Here is a 15,532-nt window from a genome sequence, read left to right on the forward strand (position 1 = left end):
CTTAAGATTCCGCCGTTGACGCCGATTGCTACGTATACTGTTAGCCTGAGTGTTGAGTGTAGTGACACCGGGCCAACAAATTATTGGGGGCTTGGGACTGCGGGATCATTGCCCGTGGACAACAGAAGGGTTTTTTCTGTGGCGAATCAATCAGTAGTCAGCAATGTGGAACAGTGGTTAAAAAAAATCAGACCCAAAGGCGGTAGGGACGAACCCAACCAGGGCCTGCAGGGCATTTATCGTATTCTGGAGCGATACCGAAAAAACCACACCCTGATATACGTCTCAATCCCCGAAGACGAAGAAGAAGTCCACCAGAGCATTATTCTGAACGTGGACCCCTTCTCGCGCTGCATCGATATCGACGAACTGTTTCCCGGCAACATCACGCTGTTCTCCGGCCAGCGCCTGAATATTACCTTGAAGGAAGAGGGCCATCGTACCCTGGCATTTGAGACGCAAATGATCACCACAGAACAGGAAAACAACTACACCAGCTACACACTGGCCCTGCCGGAATTTGTACAGCATGAACAGCGACGGGCTGCCTTTAGGCTGCCTGTTAGAGGCAATGCCACCTGGGGTGAAAAAGACCAGCGCGGACGCATCCTCGACTTGTCTGTTACCGGAGTACAAATCCGCCTCAATAAAAATGTGAAGGTACAGCCAGGCGATAGAATCAGCGATTGCCGCATGGAGATGCCGCGGCTGAAGCTCGATTGCGATATCAGCGTGGCACGCATTATTGAAGATGAAGAACAGAAAAATGGCCCACTGATCGGCGCTCAATTGACATCGCTGCAACCCTCCCAGCAACGTCACTTGGAACGCTATCTGATGACCGAACAGCGTCGTCGTCGTATTATGCAGGAGACAGCAGCCGGCTTTTGAAACTGCTCTTTATCTTAATGAGCAAGCAACGCCGCCACGGCCAGTCCGATCGGCGTACCCACAATGTAACCCGCAACCCCCACTAATACTCCCGGCGTTACCAATGCGGGCCAGCCTCGGGCCATCGCCAGCGCGGGCGCTGTAGTTGCGCCCAAGATCGCGGCGTTGGATGCGGTAATCAATTCCGGCAACGACAATGCCAACTCACTTTCGCGCTGTTGACTTATCGCCTGTACCACACGATTAATCAGATAACCCCCAACAAACACCACCAGCCCATGTACAGCAAGCAGCACTAATACAAACGCCAACAAAATGGGGGCAGTGCCTAACAGTTTTGAAATATCCGCCCCGGCCGCAATCGCCGCAAAAAATACAAAGGCCAATACCAACCCCAGACTCTTACCACCTTGCATTTGCGCCATTTGATTGGGCATAAAAGTCGCCGGCAACACCGCGAGCAAGGTAATAAAAACGTAACGCAAGCTGGCAAAATCAAAACCGCCGCCTAACGCGTTTAACCAGATCACAATGCCGTCGGCAAGCGCGACTACACACAGAGCGAACGCCATCGATGCGGCGAGACTGAAGCCGCTGACTTCCCCTTCAGATTCCTCCAACGCCGCACCGTCGGATTCCAAGTGAGAGCGCTGCGCAAAGCGATTCATCAACCATTGTGACGCGGGCATCACCGCAAGCACCGCCAGAAACACCGCACTCATCAGGTTATCCACCGCTGTCGCTGCCGCAATAACATTGGCATCGTCAAATCCGGTGGACTGAATCAGGGCCGCATAATTGACAGAACCGCCGGTATAGGTCGCGGTAAAAATCCCGGCAAGGTCAGCCTCCCTTGCCCCCAAATCCAGCAATTGCGACGCCAGCACGGCGCCGGCCGCTGTACCAATACAGGCGAGTACAAAAGCCAAACCGACACGGCCACTTTCGGAAACAATACGACGCACATCCGCATGCATCAGAAACAGTGGAATCAGCGCCGGCACAAAGTACTTGAAGACCACCCCGTAGGCCGGCGCATCTTTGGGAATCAACCCGACATTGGATGCCACAATCGCCGCCAAGATCGCCCAGACCGCCCCGGTGACCAGCTTCCCCCACGCCTGCTTTTCTGCCCAGAAGCCAAAGAACGCAATCGCAAGCAAGGCGGCCAGAACGGCGAATGGCTGGTCGGCGGGAATCAGAGAAAAGGCGTCATTCATCAGGTTTTGGCTTGTTGGCTAGAGTGGATAAACCCGATAATAAGCTAGCGTGATAAAACAGACCATCCCTTAATTCGGCTTGCAGGATTTGGCTTTTTCACGCGCCTTGGCGAACATCGCCCGACGCGACCGTTTTTTATACTCTGGATCCACAAACTCCGCGGGCTGCGAATTAATCAGATAGGTGAAATCCTCGACCGGCTCGGTATCTGCTGCTTCACCCGGGAACTCCTCCACGTGAACAGGAGTGATTACCCGTATATTCAACTCGGGCTTCAAACGCTGCAATGCCGCAACTGTGCCCAAACGCTCCTCACTGTGAAAGCTGCCGTTAAGATGAACAACCTGACTGCCCGGATGTTGATCCAGGGCCTGAGCAATAGACTCCGCCATCGTGTTATCCCGGGTTGCCTGGGCAAGATAACTATTGCGTAGATGTGAACTCGGCATATGTTTGGCGCCGCTCATATGGCCCAAAAACTTGTCCTCATAGCCGGGGATCTCAGCGAATGGCTGCAGCGCTACATAACCCCTCTCCTCCTGACCGAGCGCCTCCATATAAGCCTCACCGGTGCGGCCAATACAGCGCACAATATCACCGGCTGCATTGGCGGCAATGACCGGCAGCTTATTGCGTTTGGCGTAATCCACCAATGGCCGATAACTGCCCCGGTAATTATCCCAGGCAGGCGCCTCTTTAATCAGATACCTCTCACCCACTTCATTTCGCAGATATCGATCCACAATGGGCTGCTGATCGCGACTAAACATCTCCATACTCAGGACCGTGGTCCTCTGCCCACTCTCATTACTCTGGTGACGCGCTGCAAATAGCCGCATCTGTAACAAGTGCGAGGCCTGATTACCGTGATACTCACCAATAAAAATCACATCGGCGGTCTGCAGCGAATTCGACAATTCCGCTAACGACAAAGGACGATATTGTTGATCAAGAAGTTGATAATCGTAGGCCGTTGCAAGAGATGACATAACACTATGCTGCTCGGCACGATCACCCAAAGGGCCAGACACACAGCCGACTAGAGACCCCACCAAACCAGAGAAAACGATCCATCGATACAACATCGCGTTTCCTTATCCATATAAACCGAAAGACACGACCCAAATTATAGTTGACAACCATTATCACTTGCAGCCACAAAACCAACAAACAAAAAAGCCGCCGGTTTTCACACCGACGGCTTCCAGTCTCAGAGACTCAAGTGATCAGGAAAAAACGGCTAAATTAAGCCAGCCCCCCCAAACACATATACTTAATCTCAACATAATCATCGATTCCGTATTTGGAACCCTCACGCCCACTGCCGGACTCCTTCACACCCCCAAAGGGCGCCATCTCATTAGAGATAATCCCCTCATTAATACCGACCATACCGTACTCCAGCCCCTCGCCCATACGGAAAATACGGCCCAGATCACGGGTATAAAAATACGCCGCCAACCCGAATTCAGTATCATTCGCCATCGCCAGAGCCTGCTCCTCCGTTTCAAAACGGAACACCGGCGCCACAGGACCAAAAATCTCCTCACGAAACACACGCATATCCTCAGTAGCGCCCGTCAGAATCGTAGGCTCGTAGAAACACGCCCCCAACTCAGAACGCTGCCCGCCGACAACCGCATTGGCACCTTTCTCCAGAGCATCTTCCACCAATGCATGTACGTCATTAGCGGCTTTGGCATTTACCAGCGGGCCGTGGGTAACGCCGTCTTCCGCACCATCACCCAGATTAAATCCGGACACCGCTTCGCGCAGCTTTTCGACGAATGCATCGTAAACACCGCTCTGAACCAAAATACGATTCGAGCAAACACAGGTCTGGCCGGAATTGCGATACTTCGACGCCAGCGCACCCTGCACCGCGGCATCCAGATCCGCGTCATCAAACACAATAAACGGCGCGTTACCACCCAACTCCATGGACGTCTTCTTCAAAGTGCCGACACACTGCTCCATCAACACCTTGCCGACGGGTGTGGAGCCGGTAAAGGTCAACTTCTTCACCTTCGGGTTGCTGGTCATCTCACCACCGATGGTACGAGAGCTCTGACCCACCACCATATTGAACACACCCGCCGGAATGCCCGCCTCCTCAGCCAACACACACAACGCCAGTGCCGACAAGGGCGTCTCAGTGGCGGGCTTGCCAACAAATGTACAACCCGCCGCCAGGGCTGGGGCCGCTTTACGGGTAATCATTGCGCAGGGAAAATTCCACGGCGTAATGGAAGCCACCACACCCACCGGCTGCTTGATCACCAACAGACGCTTGTCGCCGGAAGGCGCTGGAATAATATCTCCATCAATACGTTTGGCCTGCTCTGCAAACCACTCAATATAACTGGCTCCGTAAGCGATTTCGCCACGCGCTTCCGCCAAGGCTTTGCCCTGTTCAGCCGTCAGAATTCGGGCCAAGTCTTCCTGATTTTCCATAATCAGGTTAAACCAGTTGCGCAGAATATTACTGCGCTCCTTGGCGCTTTTCGCTCGCCATGCGGGCAACGCCGCCTCGGCCGCATCAATAGCAACACGAGTCTCTTCAATACCTGAACTTGCCAAGGTGGCAATCGTGGCACCTGATGCGGGGTTTTGCACATCAAAACTGGCGGTAGCGTCATTCAACCACTGCCCGTTGATATAAGAGCCGGCAGCCAGTAACTCGGGGCGATTAAGATTCAGCATGTTCATATCCTTTAAAATTATCCCTTCAGCAGATTGTTGCCCTGGGCAAACTCCAGCGTCTCATCCAGCACGCGACCGACGATATCGCAAATTTCGTCGACGTGGCTTTCATCAATAATCAGCGGAGGACACACCGCCAGGCTGTTGCCGGCAACGGCACGCAGAATCAAACCGTGCTCCTGACAGCGAGCGATGGCATAAGCGCCCACCGAACCGTCAGCAAAAGCCTCACCGGTGGCCTTGTTGGCAGACATTTCAATCGCACCAATCATGCCTTTACCGCGCACTTCTCCCACCAGTGCGTGGTCCTTAAACTGTGCCAACTTGTTTTGCAGGTAATCACCCAAAGTGGCAGCGTGTGCAAACAGATTATCGCGCTCGTAAATTTCCAGAGTCTTCAAAGCCACCGCACAAGCCACCGGGTGCCCGGAGTAGGTATAACCGTGACCAAAGACACCGGCCTTGGCACTCTGCTCTGCAATCGCCGCGTGCATATCGCTGCGAATCACCGAAGCACTGATAGGGTAATAAGCCGACGACAACTGCTTGGCAAAACTCATCATGTCCGGCTTCTGGATACCCATGGCGTTGGAGCCGAAGTCAGCTCCCAGGCGGCCAAAGCCAGTAATCACTTCGTCCGCCCAAAAAAGAATGTCGTACTTGTTCAGGATCGCCTGTACTTTCTCGTAGTACCCGGCCGGTGGAACAATCACACCGCTGGCACCGGTTACCGGCTCGCAGATAAACGCGGCGATGGTTTCCGGCCCTTCGCGCAGAATCAACTCTTCCAGATTGTTGGTGATGCGGTTAACGAACTCAGCTTCCGATTCGTTGCCCTGGCGACCGCTAAAGTAATGGGGATGGTCGGTACGCAAAATACCCACCGCATCCAACGGCGCGTCAAAGTGATTCACATTCACGGGTAGGCTGGTCAGACAACCGGCGGCAACGGTCACGCCATGATAAGCGCGCTCTCGGGTAATGATCTTGCGCTTCTCGGGTTTGCCGATGGCGTTAAAGTAGTAACGCAGCATCTTGATGTGGGTATCGTTGGCGTCGGAGCCGGAATTGCCGAAGAACACATGGGCATCGTCCATCGGCACCATCTCCGCCAGCTTATCGGCCAGCGCCATGCCCTGCGGGTGCGTCTTGCCACCAAACATATGGCTATAGGAAAGGCGTGACAGCTGCTCCTGAACCGTATCGATCAGCTCCTGGTTGCCATAACCCAGCGACGTACACCACAGACCTGCCAGGCCCTCCAGATAGCGTTTACCCTGGTCGTCATAAACATAAGCGCCTTCGCCGCGGTCAATAACCAGCTGCTCGGTGGCCTTGAGATTGGTGGTGGGGTAGATCACGTGAGTCATGGTGCGTTTCCTCGATGTTCCAACTGTTGTTCTATGCATCTAGTCTACCTATTGACCAGATCACCACAATCGATATATTTTTACCAAATTGGTGACTAAAGGTAACCAGAGTATGAAATTCAATCGCCGAAACCTGCCTCTCAACGCCATGCGCGCCTTTGAGGCCGCCGCTCGCCACTGCCATATGCGCCGGGCGGCTGAGGAGCTGGGGGTCACCCACGGAGCCTTGAGCCGTCAGGTAAAACAGCTCGAGGAGCTGCTGGGCACCGCCTTGTTTGACCGCAGCCACAATCGCCTGGCCCTGACCCACGCAGGCCAACGCCTGCAGCATTCGGTGGAGCAGGCTCTGGATCTGCTCACGACCGGTGCGCTCTACCTGGATCCGGATTCGATTCACGGTGACCTGACGATCGCCGCCACCCCCTCGGTATCCTCAGCCTGGTTGCTGCCTATCGTGGGAGATTTCGCCCAGCAGTACCCGGAAATCAACGTACAGCTGATCAACATTGCCCCCCGCACCAAACAGATCGACAGCCAGATAGACGTTGCCGTATGCTTCGGGCCACCGGACCCGGGGAAACGACGGATAGAACCACTGTTTCGAGAGCACTATTTTCCTGTTTGCAACCCCAAACTGCTCAAACCCGGACATCGTATTCGGGGGCCACAAGACCTCCTGCAGTACCCGCTATTATGTGACCGCCACAACAACTGGCCCCGCTGGTTCAAGGGCGCGGGAATGGAAGAGACGCCGACCTATCGGCAATTGACGCTGGAAGAATCCTTCCTGGTGCTGGCTGCCGTAAAAGCGGGGTACGGCATTGCCCTGGTGGATCGCATCGAAATGCACAAGGAGCTGCACAACGGCCAGCTGGTGGCCCTGCATGAGGCCACACTACCGGCGGGAGAAGAGTATTTCCTACTGACGGATGCAGGCCCGCTGTCATTGCGCGCGCAACTGTTCGTAGAATACCTGCACGCGCAACTGGAGCGGATGGGCGTTACGCGTTAGCGTAACGCTGGGCTTGCGCCTGGCGTTCTTCAGCGGCGACTGCGGCGCGGGCCAGATCCGACTTGAGGTGACGGGCGCCCAGGAAGAAATGCAGCGCCGACCAGCAGGTCGCCAGGGTACCGAGGATCAGGAGGGACTGACGCAGGGATTCCACCCCCAGAGACGCCGACAACGCATCACTGAGCATGCCCACCATCAAAGGCCCCAGCCCAAGGCCGATAATATTCAAGACCAGGAACAAGATCGCGGAAGCCAGCGCCCGCATGCGGTTTTCCACCAGCCGGTGCGTCACCGCAATCACCGGTGCCAGGTATAAGGTCGTCACACAGGCCGGGAACAGATGAGCGGCCATGGTGGCTTCAAACGAGCCCGCCCAGAAGGTCAGGAACACCAGGGGCGTTGCCAGCGCCAGAGCCACCGCCGGTGTCCACGCATACCAACGAATATCTCGCACCGACAATCGATCTGCCAGCCAGCTGCCGCTAAAGGTGCCTATAGCCCCGCCCAGGCCTGCAAACAGAGCCAGCCAGGTGCCGATATCCGCCGAATCCAATTGATAGGATCGCATCAGGAACGAAGGCATCCAGTTGGCTGCGGCATAGCCCGCAAAGGCGGCCAGACCACTGCCCACCGCCAGATGGCGAAAAGAGGGCATCGAGATCAGATGCCTGACCACCGCCATCATTGGCGGAGCCGCCTTGTCAGTAACGAAACTGTCACCGCTGCGCCCCTCGGAAAAACCGCGCTCCGGCTCACGAATGGTATAGCGCATCAGCAATGCCAGTGCGATACCGGGCACACCGACAATAAAAAAGGTCATGCGCCAGCCGTAGAGATGATTGAGCCAACCGCCGGCTAAAAAGCCGAATAGAATGCCCACATTGACCCCGATAGAGTAGACACCCAGTGCCGTGGCCCGCTTCTCGGGGGCAAAGATATCGGAGATCAGGGAGTGGGATGGCGGGCTGCCACCGGCCTCACCGGCGGCCACACCTATACGGGCTAACAGCATCTGCCAGAAGTTCTGAGCCATGCCACAGAACACTGTCATCAGGCTCCAGACCCCAACTGCCAGGGCCACAATACCACGCCGACTGCCCTTATCCGCCCAACGGGCGATAGGCAATCCCAACACCACATAAAACAGAGCGAAGGAGAAACCGCTGATCAGCCCCAACTGAGAGTCACTCAATCCCAATTCCAGCTTGATGGGTTCTTGAAGAATCGCCAGAATCTGGCGATCGATAAAACTGAACACATAGCCAATGGTCAACAGACCCAGGACATAGTAACGGTAGTGTTTGTTGTTATAGTTCATGGTCACAGCCTGTTTTTGAGGAGGACGTTCTTGTGCTCTGCACAGGGACACAAGGTGCTCCAGTATAGGTAATTACCCCTATAATTAAAAGTGACCAATTTAGCGCCTTTCACTGAAAATCAGACTGCCTGATTCTACTTTATCGCTGCCAAATGGCGCCTTGCGCAGGGTGAACGTCGCCTAGAGCGCCAACTTTTGAAATCCACCAGAATTGTGACGAGGACCATTCCCATGAATTGGAGGTGAGGGATTTGTCCTCAAGCTCGTCCTGCTATTAAATGACGCCCGATAGATAAAATCGACACACAGACACCACCATAGAGAGTGAACTATGCCCTTCCTTAGGTCCGTCCTTTTCAGCTGCCTACTGCTAACCGGAACCGGCTGCAGTCTCAACACCAGCATTGCAACCCAGGAGCCTGCCACTGCAGCGCAAGCGCTGAGCCCGTCTGAGCATGCCAACCAGCTGTTCGACGAGCTGTTTATGGAAGAGGTGATGCTGAGCCCGGTTTACCAGACCTTTCTCGGGATCAAAACCGATCAGGATAAGTGGGACGACATCAGCGAAACCGGTAAAGAGCGTCATCAGGCCATGCGCTTGAGACATCTGAAGCTGATTAGAAACCTCGACACCTCTCAATTCGACGAGCAGACCCAACTCAGTTACCATCTTTTCTTACAGAATCTGGAAAACGGAATTGCCGACTACCAGTGGCGCCACCACACCTACCCGGTCAACCAGATGCGCGGCGTGCACTCGCTGGTACCCTCACTGCTGATCAACCAACACCAGATTCACGACATTAAGGATGCCGAAGACTACATCGCACGCCTGCAAGCCGTGCCCGCCTACTTTGACCAGCTGATTGACGGACTCAATCTACGCGCCGACAAGGGCATTATTGCCCCGGCATTTGTCTTCCCCCACGTTATCAGAGATTCGCGCAACATCATCAGTGGGGCTCCTTTTGATGACGGCGTCGACAGCACTCTACTGGCAGACTTTGCCAGCAAAGTGGCCAAATTGGATATCCCCTCAGAACACAAAAAACACTTGGTACTCACCACCTCCGACGCGCTCTTGAAACAAGTGGGCCCCGCCTATAAAAAATTAATCAACGCGATTGAAGCTCTGCAACAGCGGGCGGACACCCGCGACGGTGCCTGGAAATTGCCCGCAGGTGATGCCTTCTACAAAAACGCGTTGCAACGCACCACAACAACAACCCTGAGTGCCGCACAAATTCACACCATTGGACTGGAAGAAGTCGAGCGCATTCACGGCCAAATGCGTGACATCATGAAAGCGGTAAACTTCAAGGGCGACCTGCAAGCCTTCTTCGAATTTATGCGCACCGACAAACGCTTTTACAAACCGGAATCCGACATTGGCAAAGAAGAATACCTGACGGAAGCCACGGCGTTGATCGACACCATGAAATTGCAACTCGACGCCATGTTTATCACCAAACCCAAAGCCGACCTGATTGTTAAAGCCGTCGAACCCTTCCGGGAAAAATCCGCCGGCAAAGCCTTTTACCAGAGACCTGCTCCTGACGGCTCCCGCCCCGGTATGTACTACGCCAACCTATACCGCATGAGCGACATGCCCACTTATCAAATGGAAGCGCTGGCCTACCACGAAGGCATCCCCGGCCATCATATGCAGCTGGCGATCTCCCAGGAACTGCAAGGCATTCCCAAATTCCGCCGCTTCGGTGGCTACACGGCCTATACCGAAGGCTGGGGACTCTACTCAGAATATGTGCCCAAAGAAATGGGATTCTACCAAGACCCCTACTCCGACTTCGGCCGCCTGGCCATGGAACTCTGGCGCGCCTGCCGACTGGTAGTGGACACCGGAATTCACCACAAACGCTGGACCCGAGAACAAGCCATTGACTACCTGGCTAAAAACACTCCCAATCCCCAGGGCGACGTTGTCAAAGCCATTGAGCGTTATATCGTCATGCCGTCCCAGGCGACGGCCTACAAAATCGGCATGCTGAAAATTCTGGAACTGCGGGAAAATGCACGTGCGCAACTCGGCGACAAGTTTGATATCCGCCAGTTTCACGATTTAGTGTTGAAAAACGGCCCGCTGCCGCTGGACGTACTCGAAGAACAAGTGAGCTTGTGGGTGAAAAACACTGATTGAAACAGTTAAATGATGTCGGCGGATCCGGAAAGATTGAAAGCTGTTTTTTTGGTTCAGACTGTGGCGGCGAAGTGCCATAACCGGAAGTTCATAATCCTGGTTCAGGGCACCATGGGCCTTCGATGATGTCCGCAACGGCCGCACGACGTAGGGTGGATTAGAAGCGCTTTGCGCTTCGTAATCCACCGATCCGCCGAAGGTTTAAATTGGCGGCGGCCGTGTATAAATCACCTGTTGCAGGCACATTCAAGGGTGTTAAAAACCGGGCCGCAGCCAACGAACATCTCCGGCAGAACCGGCGGATTACGGCGCAAGCGCCTAATCCGCCCTACGCATAAACAACGCCGTCAGAGTACCAATCCTGCGAATTTCTAAGACCGGTTATGGCACTTTCCAGCCTATCCGATCCTGCTTAACGGTTGTTGAAAACAAAGTTCAAATAGTGAGGCTAGACCTTCAAGAATTGCCACATCAGCAGGCAGACTGAAAGCAGAAACATCAAGCGGGTCACCCGCCCTTTTCTGCGCTTGGGAACCGGCTTCACCGGCTGCAAGAGCCTCTCGGTCCGATAGCCCTTGGGATCGGTCAGTGCCTTCGGAATATCCTCGATCTCAAACTGCATGGAGCGATGAATACTCTGAACCGCTTTACTCTTGGCAATATTGACCATCACAAAATTGCAATGCTTGGACAGCTCGATTACTTCTTCCTTGGTCCGGATATAGAATCCTTCAAGCGGGAATGGGGTCTGATAGACAGGCACATCATACCCGGACACAAACATCCCAATACTCAAGTCTTGCACTGAATAACGTTTTGTTGCTGAAGTAGACATTGTCATCACACCATGGTTATCGGCTGTTTCTTGTGATTCTTATACTAAGGGAAATTTACGCGCCAAACTGTGAAGCACCTCTCTCTACAGAAAAAAGCCCTTCAAGCAGTCTGCTCTCATAATCCAACCCCCAAAAACGTGACGCCAATCACACTAATGAGGCACCCAAACCGGCAGCAGCCTCAACTAATCAACTCAGAAAAACCAATCTCGGTCATACCACACCCCATCCCCCCATCCAGCAACAAAGCCTGACCATTCACAAACCCACACTCCTCACTGGCCAGAAAGTGAATGGCCGCAGCCACCTCCTCCGCTTCGCAAATACGCCCCAGCGGTACCAACAACCGCTCACCGGCAATCATAAAATCCCCGCCCTGCTCATGGGCCATGGGCGTATTCACCGTGGTTGGACACACACAATTTACCCGAATACCCTGGGCCCCCAACTCAACCGCCGCCGTCTTGCTCAACCCCACCACCGCATGCTTGGACGCCACATAAGCCCCCAGCGATACCGCCCCCGTCAAACCCGCCGCCGAAGCCGTATTCACAATCCGCCCGCCAGGTTGCATCCGTTTGGCCGCATGCTTAATACCATGGGCAACCCCCAACAAATTCACCCGATAACAACGCTCAAACACGTCCGTCGTGATCTCATCCAACTTCTGATAAGCCCCAAACACCCCAGCGTTATTGACCAGAATGTCCAGCCGACCGTACTCTCGCAGCGTCGCCTCCAGCAACTGTTCAACATCCGATTCCTTACTGACGTCACACGCCGCGAAGGTAGCACCCAGCGCGCTCGCCTTCTCACTGCAATGGTCGCGATCCGCCATCACTACCCGGGCACCTGCCGCAATAAACCGCTCCACCGTCTTAAGACCGATACCCGAACCACCGCCGGTCACCACCGCCACCTGACCTTTTAAGTTAAAAAAATCAGACATGCCCAATACCTCTTCGCTGCAATACCGTCAGCAAAGTGTGGCAGAACTTCCATCAATGTGAGTTACCCAGAACGGGTAATAGAGCTTAACGCCGCTATTAGCAGGAGAATTCCGTTTGAGACCCGGCGCAAGACCGGCCGGGAGGGGGACAACAAAGGTCGGGAAGACGGGCTGCCTAGGAGCCTGAAACGTGTAGCGCTTTTAGAACTTTACGGAATTGGCCAAAACTCATGGCTTCCGGTCCAATAGGTTTGGTGACCCGTATGGTACCACGGAGCAGTTCCTGCCCTTTGGGCGTGATCGTGAGAGGCACTGATTTCCAACAGACCCGGCCGTCAGGGCCGATCTCATAACCCATTTCGCCATTGGGTGTCGCAATCAGGTCCTGGCGAATAAGGTCAATATAGGCCGCCAGAAACACGATCAGGGAAGTATCATAACCATGCCGCTCAAAGACAGTAAAATCGGCGGTTTCACCCTCCGAGTCCTGTAGCACAGACAATAGATCACGCTGGTCGTAACCAGTCACGGGTCTCCTCTCAATCGCCGCAACAGCGAAGTTATTTGTAGTGGAGGCCAGTCTACGCTCGCTTCACAGCGAGCGCCTTAGCTTTGTCTTCACGTTGCGGACTGGGTCACAAAATATTTGCTTATGCGCGAGAGAGAAGTCCCGTGCCAACCCAGAGGTGATTTAGTGATAGTGAAAGGTCAGAGACATACCGTAGGTCCTGGGAGCCTCAAACATGTATCCCGCAGTGCCGTTAAAGGTACCGAGATCAAACCCAAAGCCATGGTATTGCTCGTCGCCCAGATTTTTGCCCCACAGCGCCAGCTCCCATTTACCTGCCTCATCACTGAGCGCTGCCCGGGCATTGACAGTGGTATAGGCATCCGTTTCCAACAGATCCATGTTAAAGGCCTCGATATACTTGCTATCGGTGTATTTAAAATCTGACTGCAGTGCCAGAATAACCCCCTCCGCCACATCAAACTCATAGCGGACCAATCCGGTCAGCTGCAGATCTGCCGTGCTGGGAATATGATTCCCCAGGCCCTCATCATCCAGCTCGTGATCCAGATAACCCAATCCCGCACGCAGCTCCAATCCCTGTAGAGGCAACCACTGCAGTTCCAACTCCAACCCGGCGACACTCGCCTGATCGGCATTGGCCAGGGGGAACACCGTACCGGCGGGAGTATCCACGGGAACCAGAGTCTGCATGTCTTGATAGTCGTAGTAGAACACCGCACCATTTAGCTGCATAGTGCTATCGAGCAGCGTGGATTTAAAACCGGCCTCCCAGGCCACCACTTCCTCACTGTCGTAGGGCTCATAGGCGATCTGATCAAAAACAAAATCACCGACAAATCCACCGCTCTTGAATCCGTTGGCCACATAGCCGTAGATCAGTAGATCATTGTTGGGGCGATAGTCGAGCCCCACACGGCCCGAAAGCTGCTCTTCGTCAATCGAATCCTGCGTCGACCATTGGCTGGTGGCGATGGTAGCCTCCGCCAGTGTCGCGGCCGGAGTCAGGGCGCCGACAAAAAACAAGTCGACAACATCCACAGCCAGGGCGTCAAAGTAAGCGTAGGTGGCACCCTCAAAGTCGCGCTCCTCTTCAGAATAACGCAGCCCCAGATTCAACGTGAGCGTATCTGACAGTTCAATTTCGCCACTGGCAAACAGAGCTCCAGACCGCGTTTCCTGCTGATAAGCCCAACGAGCATCAAAGCCAATGAGAGGCAGATTTTTGAAATCGGCATAATTGTCGGTGTCGACATCGTCCTCGCTAAAGAAAACACCCAGCATCCAGCTGTAGCCATCTGCGGCGTAGCTCATGCGCAACTCCTGACTGAACTGCTCAATACGTTCATCCTTGGTAATCGCCGAAACAATGCCCGTGCTGCGTCCATCCAAAGTTATATTGGTCTGGGCCTGAGGGTCGTGGTCTGAAGCCCCTTCCGCCCAGTCCCGGTCCAGTCGGCTCCAACCCGTAACAGAGGTAAGACTGTAGTCTCCAAGATCCCAGTTCAACTTGACCACGGCCATGTCACTGTCGACCTGATTGTCGTTAAACAGCGATTCTTCTTCTGCATTAAGCCAGTGCCTGAGTGGATCGTCACTGGGGCGCTGCCAGCCTTGATCATTCACACACCGATTGGCGAGAATTGCAGAGTTGCCGCAGAGGCTTCCATCGGCAGGGTTAATCACCCCGAAGTTGGCAAAAGGAATTGTGCCGAATTCCTGCTCGCCATGGGTGTAGCCGATAGACGCGGTAAAACTCTCGCCATTGTCATAAGCCAGTTGAGCCCGAACGGCCTGGGTCTGGTTGAAGCCAAGATCACCGCCGGTCACAACGTTATCGTGATAACCCTCACGATCGTCGTAGCGAAAGCTGATACGACCACTCACTGATTCGGAAAGCGCGCCTCCCAATGCCCCCTCCACCTCGCGCATCTGGTAATCCCCTACACCTGCCGTTACATAAGCTTGCATTTCCGAAGTGGGCTGTGCGGCAATGATATTGATCGCACCGCCGTTGGAGTTGCGGCCGTAGAGAGTACCCTGAGGGCCCTTTAACACCTCAACACGATCGATATCGAACATGGTGAAGTTCATCATCGCCGGCGAGGTGACAAACACCTCATCCACATACACGCCTACCGAAGGGTTATTGTTAACATTGAAGTCATTGAGACCAATGCCGCGAATGGTAATGGCCGGATTGGCACCACCCAGGGTGCTCTTGAAATCAACATTGGGGGCAATCGCCGCAATGTCGTTGGGAGAAGACATTCGCAGCGTCTTGATATCCTCAGCGGAAGCCGCGTTGACTGCAACACTGACATCGTTCAGAGACTGCTCTCGCTTCTGCGCGGTAACGACTACCTCCTCGATCATCCAGCCCTGGTCAAGGCTGTAAACGGGTGTACTCATGCCTATAGCAAGGGCGAGTGCTGACAAGGAACTGAGGGCTTGCAGGTTTTGACGGGTCATGGACTTCTCCTCTCGGGCATCTTGTTATGAATGTCGGTGTCTATAGTTATCCCACTAGACCCCGCTCATCGAA

At 54.2% G+C, this 15,532-nt stretch carries 12 protein-coding genes; 3 read left to right on the forward strand and 9 right to left on the reverse strand.

From position 1 onward, the window contains the following. Positions 1-138: 138 nt before the first annotated feature. The gene (locus tag HBA55_RS38015; protein ID WP_166989948.1) at positions 139-891 is read left to right on the forward strand and encodes a PilZ domain-containing protein; all 753 of its coding nucleotides are present in this window, start codon (positions 139-141) and stop codon (positions 889-891) included. A 14-nt stretch (positions 892-905) separates the two neighbouring features. Here the strand turns inward: HBA55_RS38015 and HBA55_RS09790 are convergent, their stop codons facing one another. From HBA55_RS09790 to HBA55_RS09805, 4 genes are all read right to left on the reverse strand, one after another. Then, a complete protein-coding gene (locus HBA55_RS09790) occupies positions 906-2,111 on the reverse strand; it encodes a DUF819 family protein (RefSeq protein ID WP_166989950.1) in 1,206 nt (401 codons plus the stop codon). 69 nt (positions 2,112-2,180) lie between these two features. Further along, entirely contained in the window at positions 2,181-3,101 is a 921-nt protein-coding gene (locus HBA55_RS09795) for a ChaN family lipoprotein (RefSeq protein ID WP_166989952.1), read from the reverse strand. 256 nt (positions 3,102-3,357) lie between these two features. Then, entirely contained in the window at positions 3,358-4,815 is a 1,458-nt protein-coding gene (locus tag HBA55_RS09800) for an NAD-dependent succinate-semialdehyde dehydrogenase (protein ID WP_166989954.1), read from the reverse strand. A gap of 17 nt (positions 4,816-4,832) precedes the next feature. After that, a complete protein-coding gene (locus HBA55_RS09805) occupies positions 4,833-6,185 on the reverse strand; it encodes an aminotransferase (protein ID WP_166989956.1) in 1,353 nt (450 codons plus the stop codon). Positions 6,186-6,297: 112 nt separating this feature from the next. Between HBA55_RS09805 and HBA55_RS09810 the strand changes: the two genes are divergently transcribed. Further along, the gene (locus HBA55_RS09810) at positions 6,298-7,197 is read left to right on the forward strand and encodes a LysR substrate-binding domain-containing protein (protein WP_166989958.1); all 900 of its coding nucleotides are present in this window, start codon (positions 6,298-6,300) and stop codon (positions 7,195-7,197) included. Here the strand turns inward: HBA55_RS09810 and HBA55_RS09815 are convergent. Beyond that, positions 7,187-8,515, reverse strand: coding sequence for a spinster family MFS transporter (locus HBA55_RS09815; protein WP_166989960.1), 1,329 nt, complete (start codon positions 8,513-8,515; stop codon positions 7,187-7,189). The two genes, HBA55_RS09810 and HBA55_RS09815, sit on opposite strands and share 11 nt — an antisense overlap. Positions 8,516-8,846: 331 nt before the next feature. Here HBA55_RS09815 and HBA55_RS09820 point away from each other — a divergent pair, with 331 nt between their 5' ends. Next, positions 8,847-10,673 (forward strand): DUF885 domain-containing protein, encoded by a 1,827-nt coding sequence (locus tag HBA55_RS09820; protein ID WP_166989962.1) that lies wholly within the window; start codon positions 8,847-8,849, stop codon positions 10,671-10,673. Positions 10,674-11,121: 448 nt separating this feature from the next. Here the strand turns inward: HBA55_RS09820 and HBA55_RS09825 are convergent, their stop codons facing one another. From HBA55_RS09825 to HBA55_RS09840, 4 genes are all read right to left on the reverse strand, one after another. After that, on the reverse strand, positions 11,122-11,508 hold the full coding sequence (locus HBA55_RS09825) for a DUF3391 domain-containing protein (protein WP_166989964.1): 387 nt from the start codon (positions 11,506-11,508) through the stop codon (positions 11,122-11,124). 182 nt (positions 11,509-11,690) lie between these two features. Then, positions 11,691-12,458, reverse strand: coding sequence for an SDR family NAD(P)-dependent oxidoreductase (locus tag HBA55_RS09830; RefSeq protein ID WP_166989966.1), 768 nt, complete (start codon positions 12,456-12,458; stop codon positions 11,691-11,693). Positions 12,459-12,633: 175 nt separating this feature from the next. Next, positions 12,634-12,987 carry a hypothetical protein gene (locus tag HBA55_RS09835; protein WP_166989969.1) on the reverse strand — a complete coding sequence of 118 codons (354 nt, stop codon included), beginning with the start codon at positions 12,985-12,987 and terminating at the stop codon, positions 12,634-12,636. Positions 12,988-13,149: 162 nt separating this feature from the next. Next, a complete protein-coding gene (locus HBA55_RS09840; RefSeq protein WP_166989970.1) occupies positions 13,150-15,459 on the reverse strand; it encodes a TonB-dependent receptor in 2,310 nt (769 codons plus the stop codon). Positions 15,460-15,532 lie beyond the last annotated feature (73 nt).

The organism is Pseudomaricurvus alkylphenolicus, assembly GCF_011683955.1.
GTDB lineage: Bacteria > Pseudomonadota > Gammaproteobacteria > Pseudomonadales > Cellvibrionaceae > Pseudomaricurvus > Pseudomaricurvus alkylphenolicus.

What these genes read in the sequence shown, in the direction of transcription:
- HBA55_RS09790 (WP_166989950.1), bottom strand. Translation starts at nt 2,111, where the DNA reads ATGAATGACGCCTTTTCTCTGATTCCCGCCGACCAGCCATTCGCCGTT.
- HBA55_RS09795 (WP_166989952.1), bottom strand. Translation starts at nt 3,101, where the DNA reads ATGTCATCTCTTGCAACGGCCTACGATTATCAACTTCTTGATCAACAA.
- HBA55_RS09800 (WP_166989954.1), bottom strand. Translation starts at nt 4,815, where the DNA reads ATGCTGAATCTTAATCGCCCCGAGTTACTGGCTGCCGGCTCTTATATC.
- HBA55_RS09805 (WP_166989956.1), bottom strand. Translation starts at nt 6,185, where the DNA reads ATGACTCACGTGATCTACCCCACCACCAATCTCAAGGCCACCGAGCAG.
- HBA55_RS09810 (WP_166989958.1), top strand. Translation starts at nt 6,298, where the DNA reads ATGAAATTCAATCGCCGAAACCTGCCTCTCAACGCCATGCGCGCCTTT.
- HBA55_RS09815 (WP_166989960.1), bottom strand. Translation starts at nt 8,515, where the DNA reads ATGAACTATAACAACAAACACTACCGTTACTATGTCCTGGGTCTGTTG.
- HBA55_RS09820 (WP_166989962.1), top strand. Translation starts at nt 8,847, where the DNA reads ATGCCCTTCCTTAGGTCCGTCCTTTTCAGCTGCCTACTGCTAACCGGA.
- HBA55_RS09825 (WP_166989964.1), bottom strand. Translation starts at nt 11,508, where the DNA reads ATGTCTACTTCAGCAACAAAACGTTATTCAGTGCAAGACTTGAGTATT.
- HBA55_RS09830 (WP_166989966.1), bottom strand. Translation starts at nt 12,458, where the DNA reads ATGTCTGATTTTTTTAACTTAAAAGGTCAGGTGGCGGTGGTGACCGGC.
- HBA55_RS09840 (WP_166989970.1), bottom strand. Translation starts at nt 15,459, where the DNA reads ATGACCCGTCAAAACCTGCAAGCCCTCAGTTCCTTGTCAGCACTCGCC.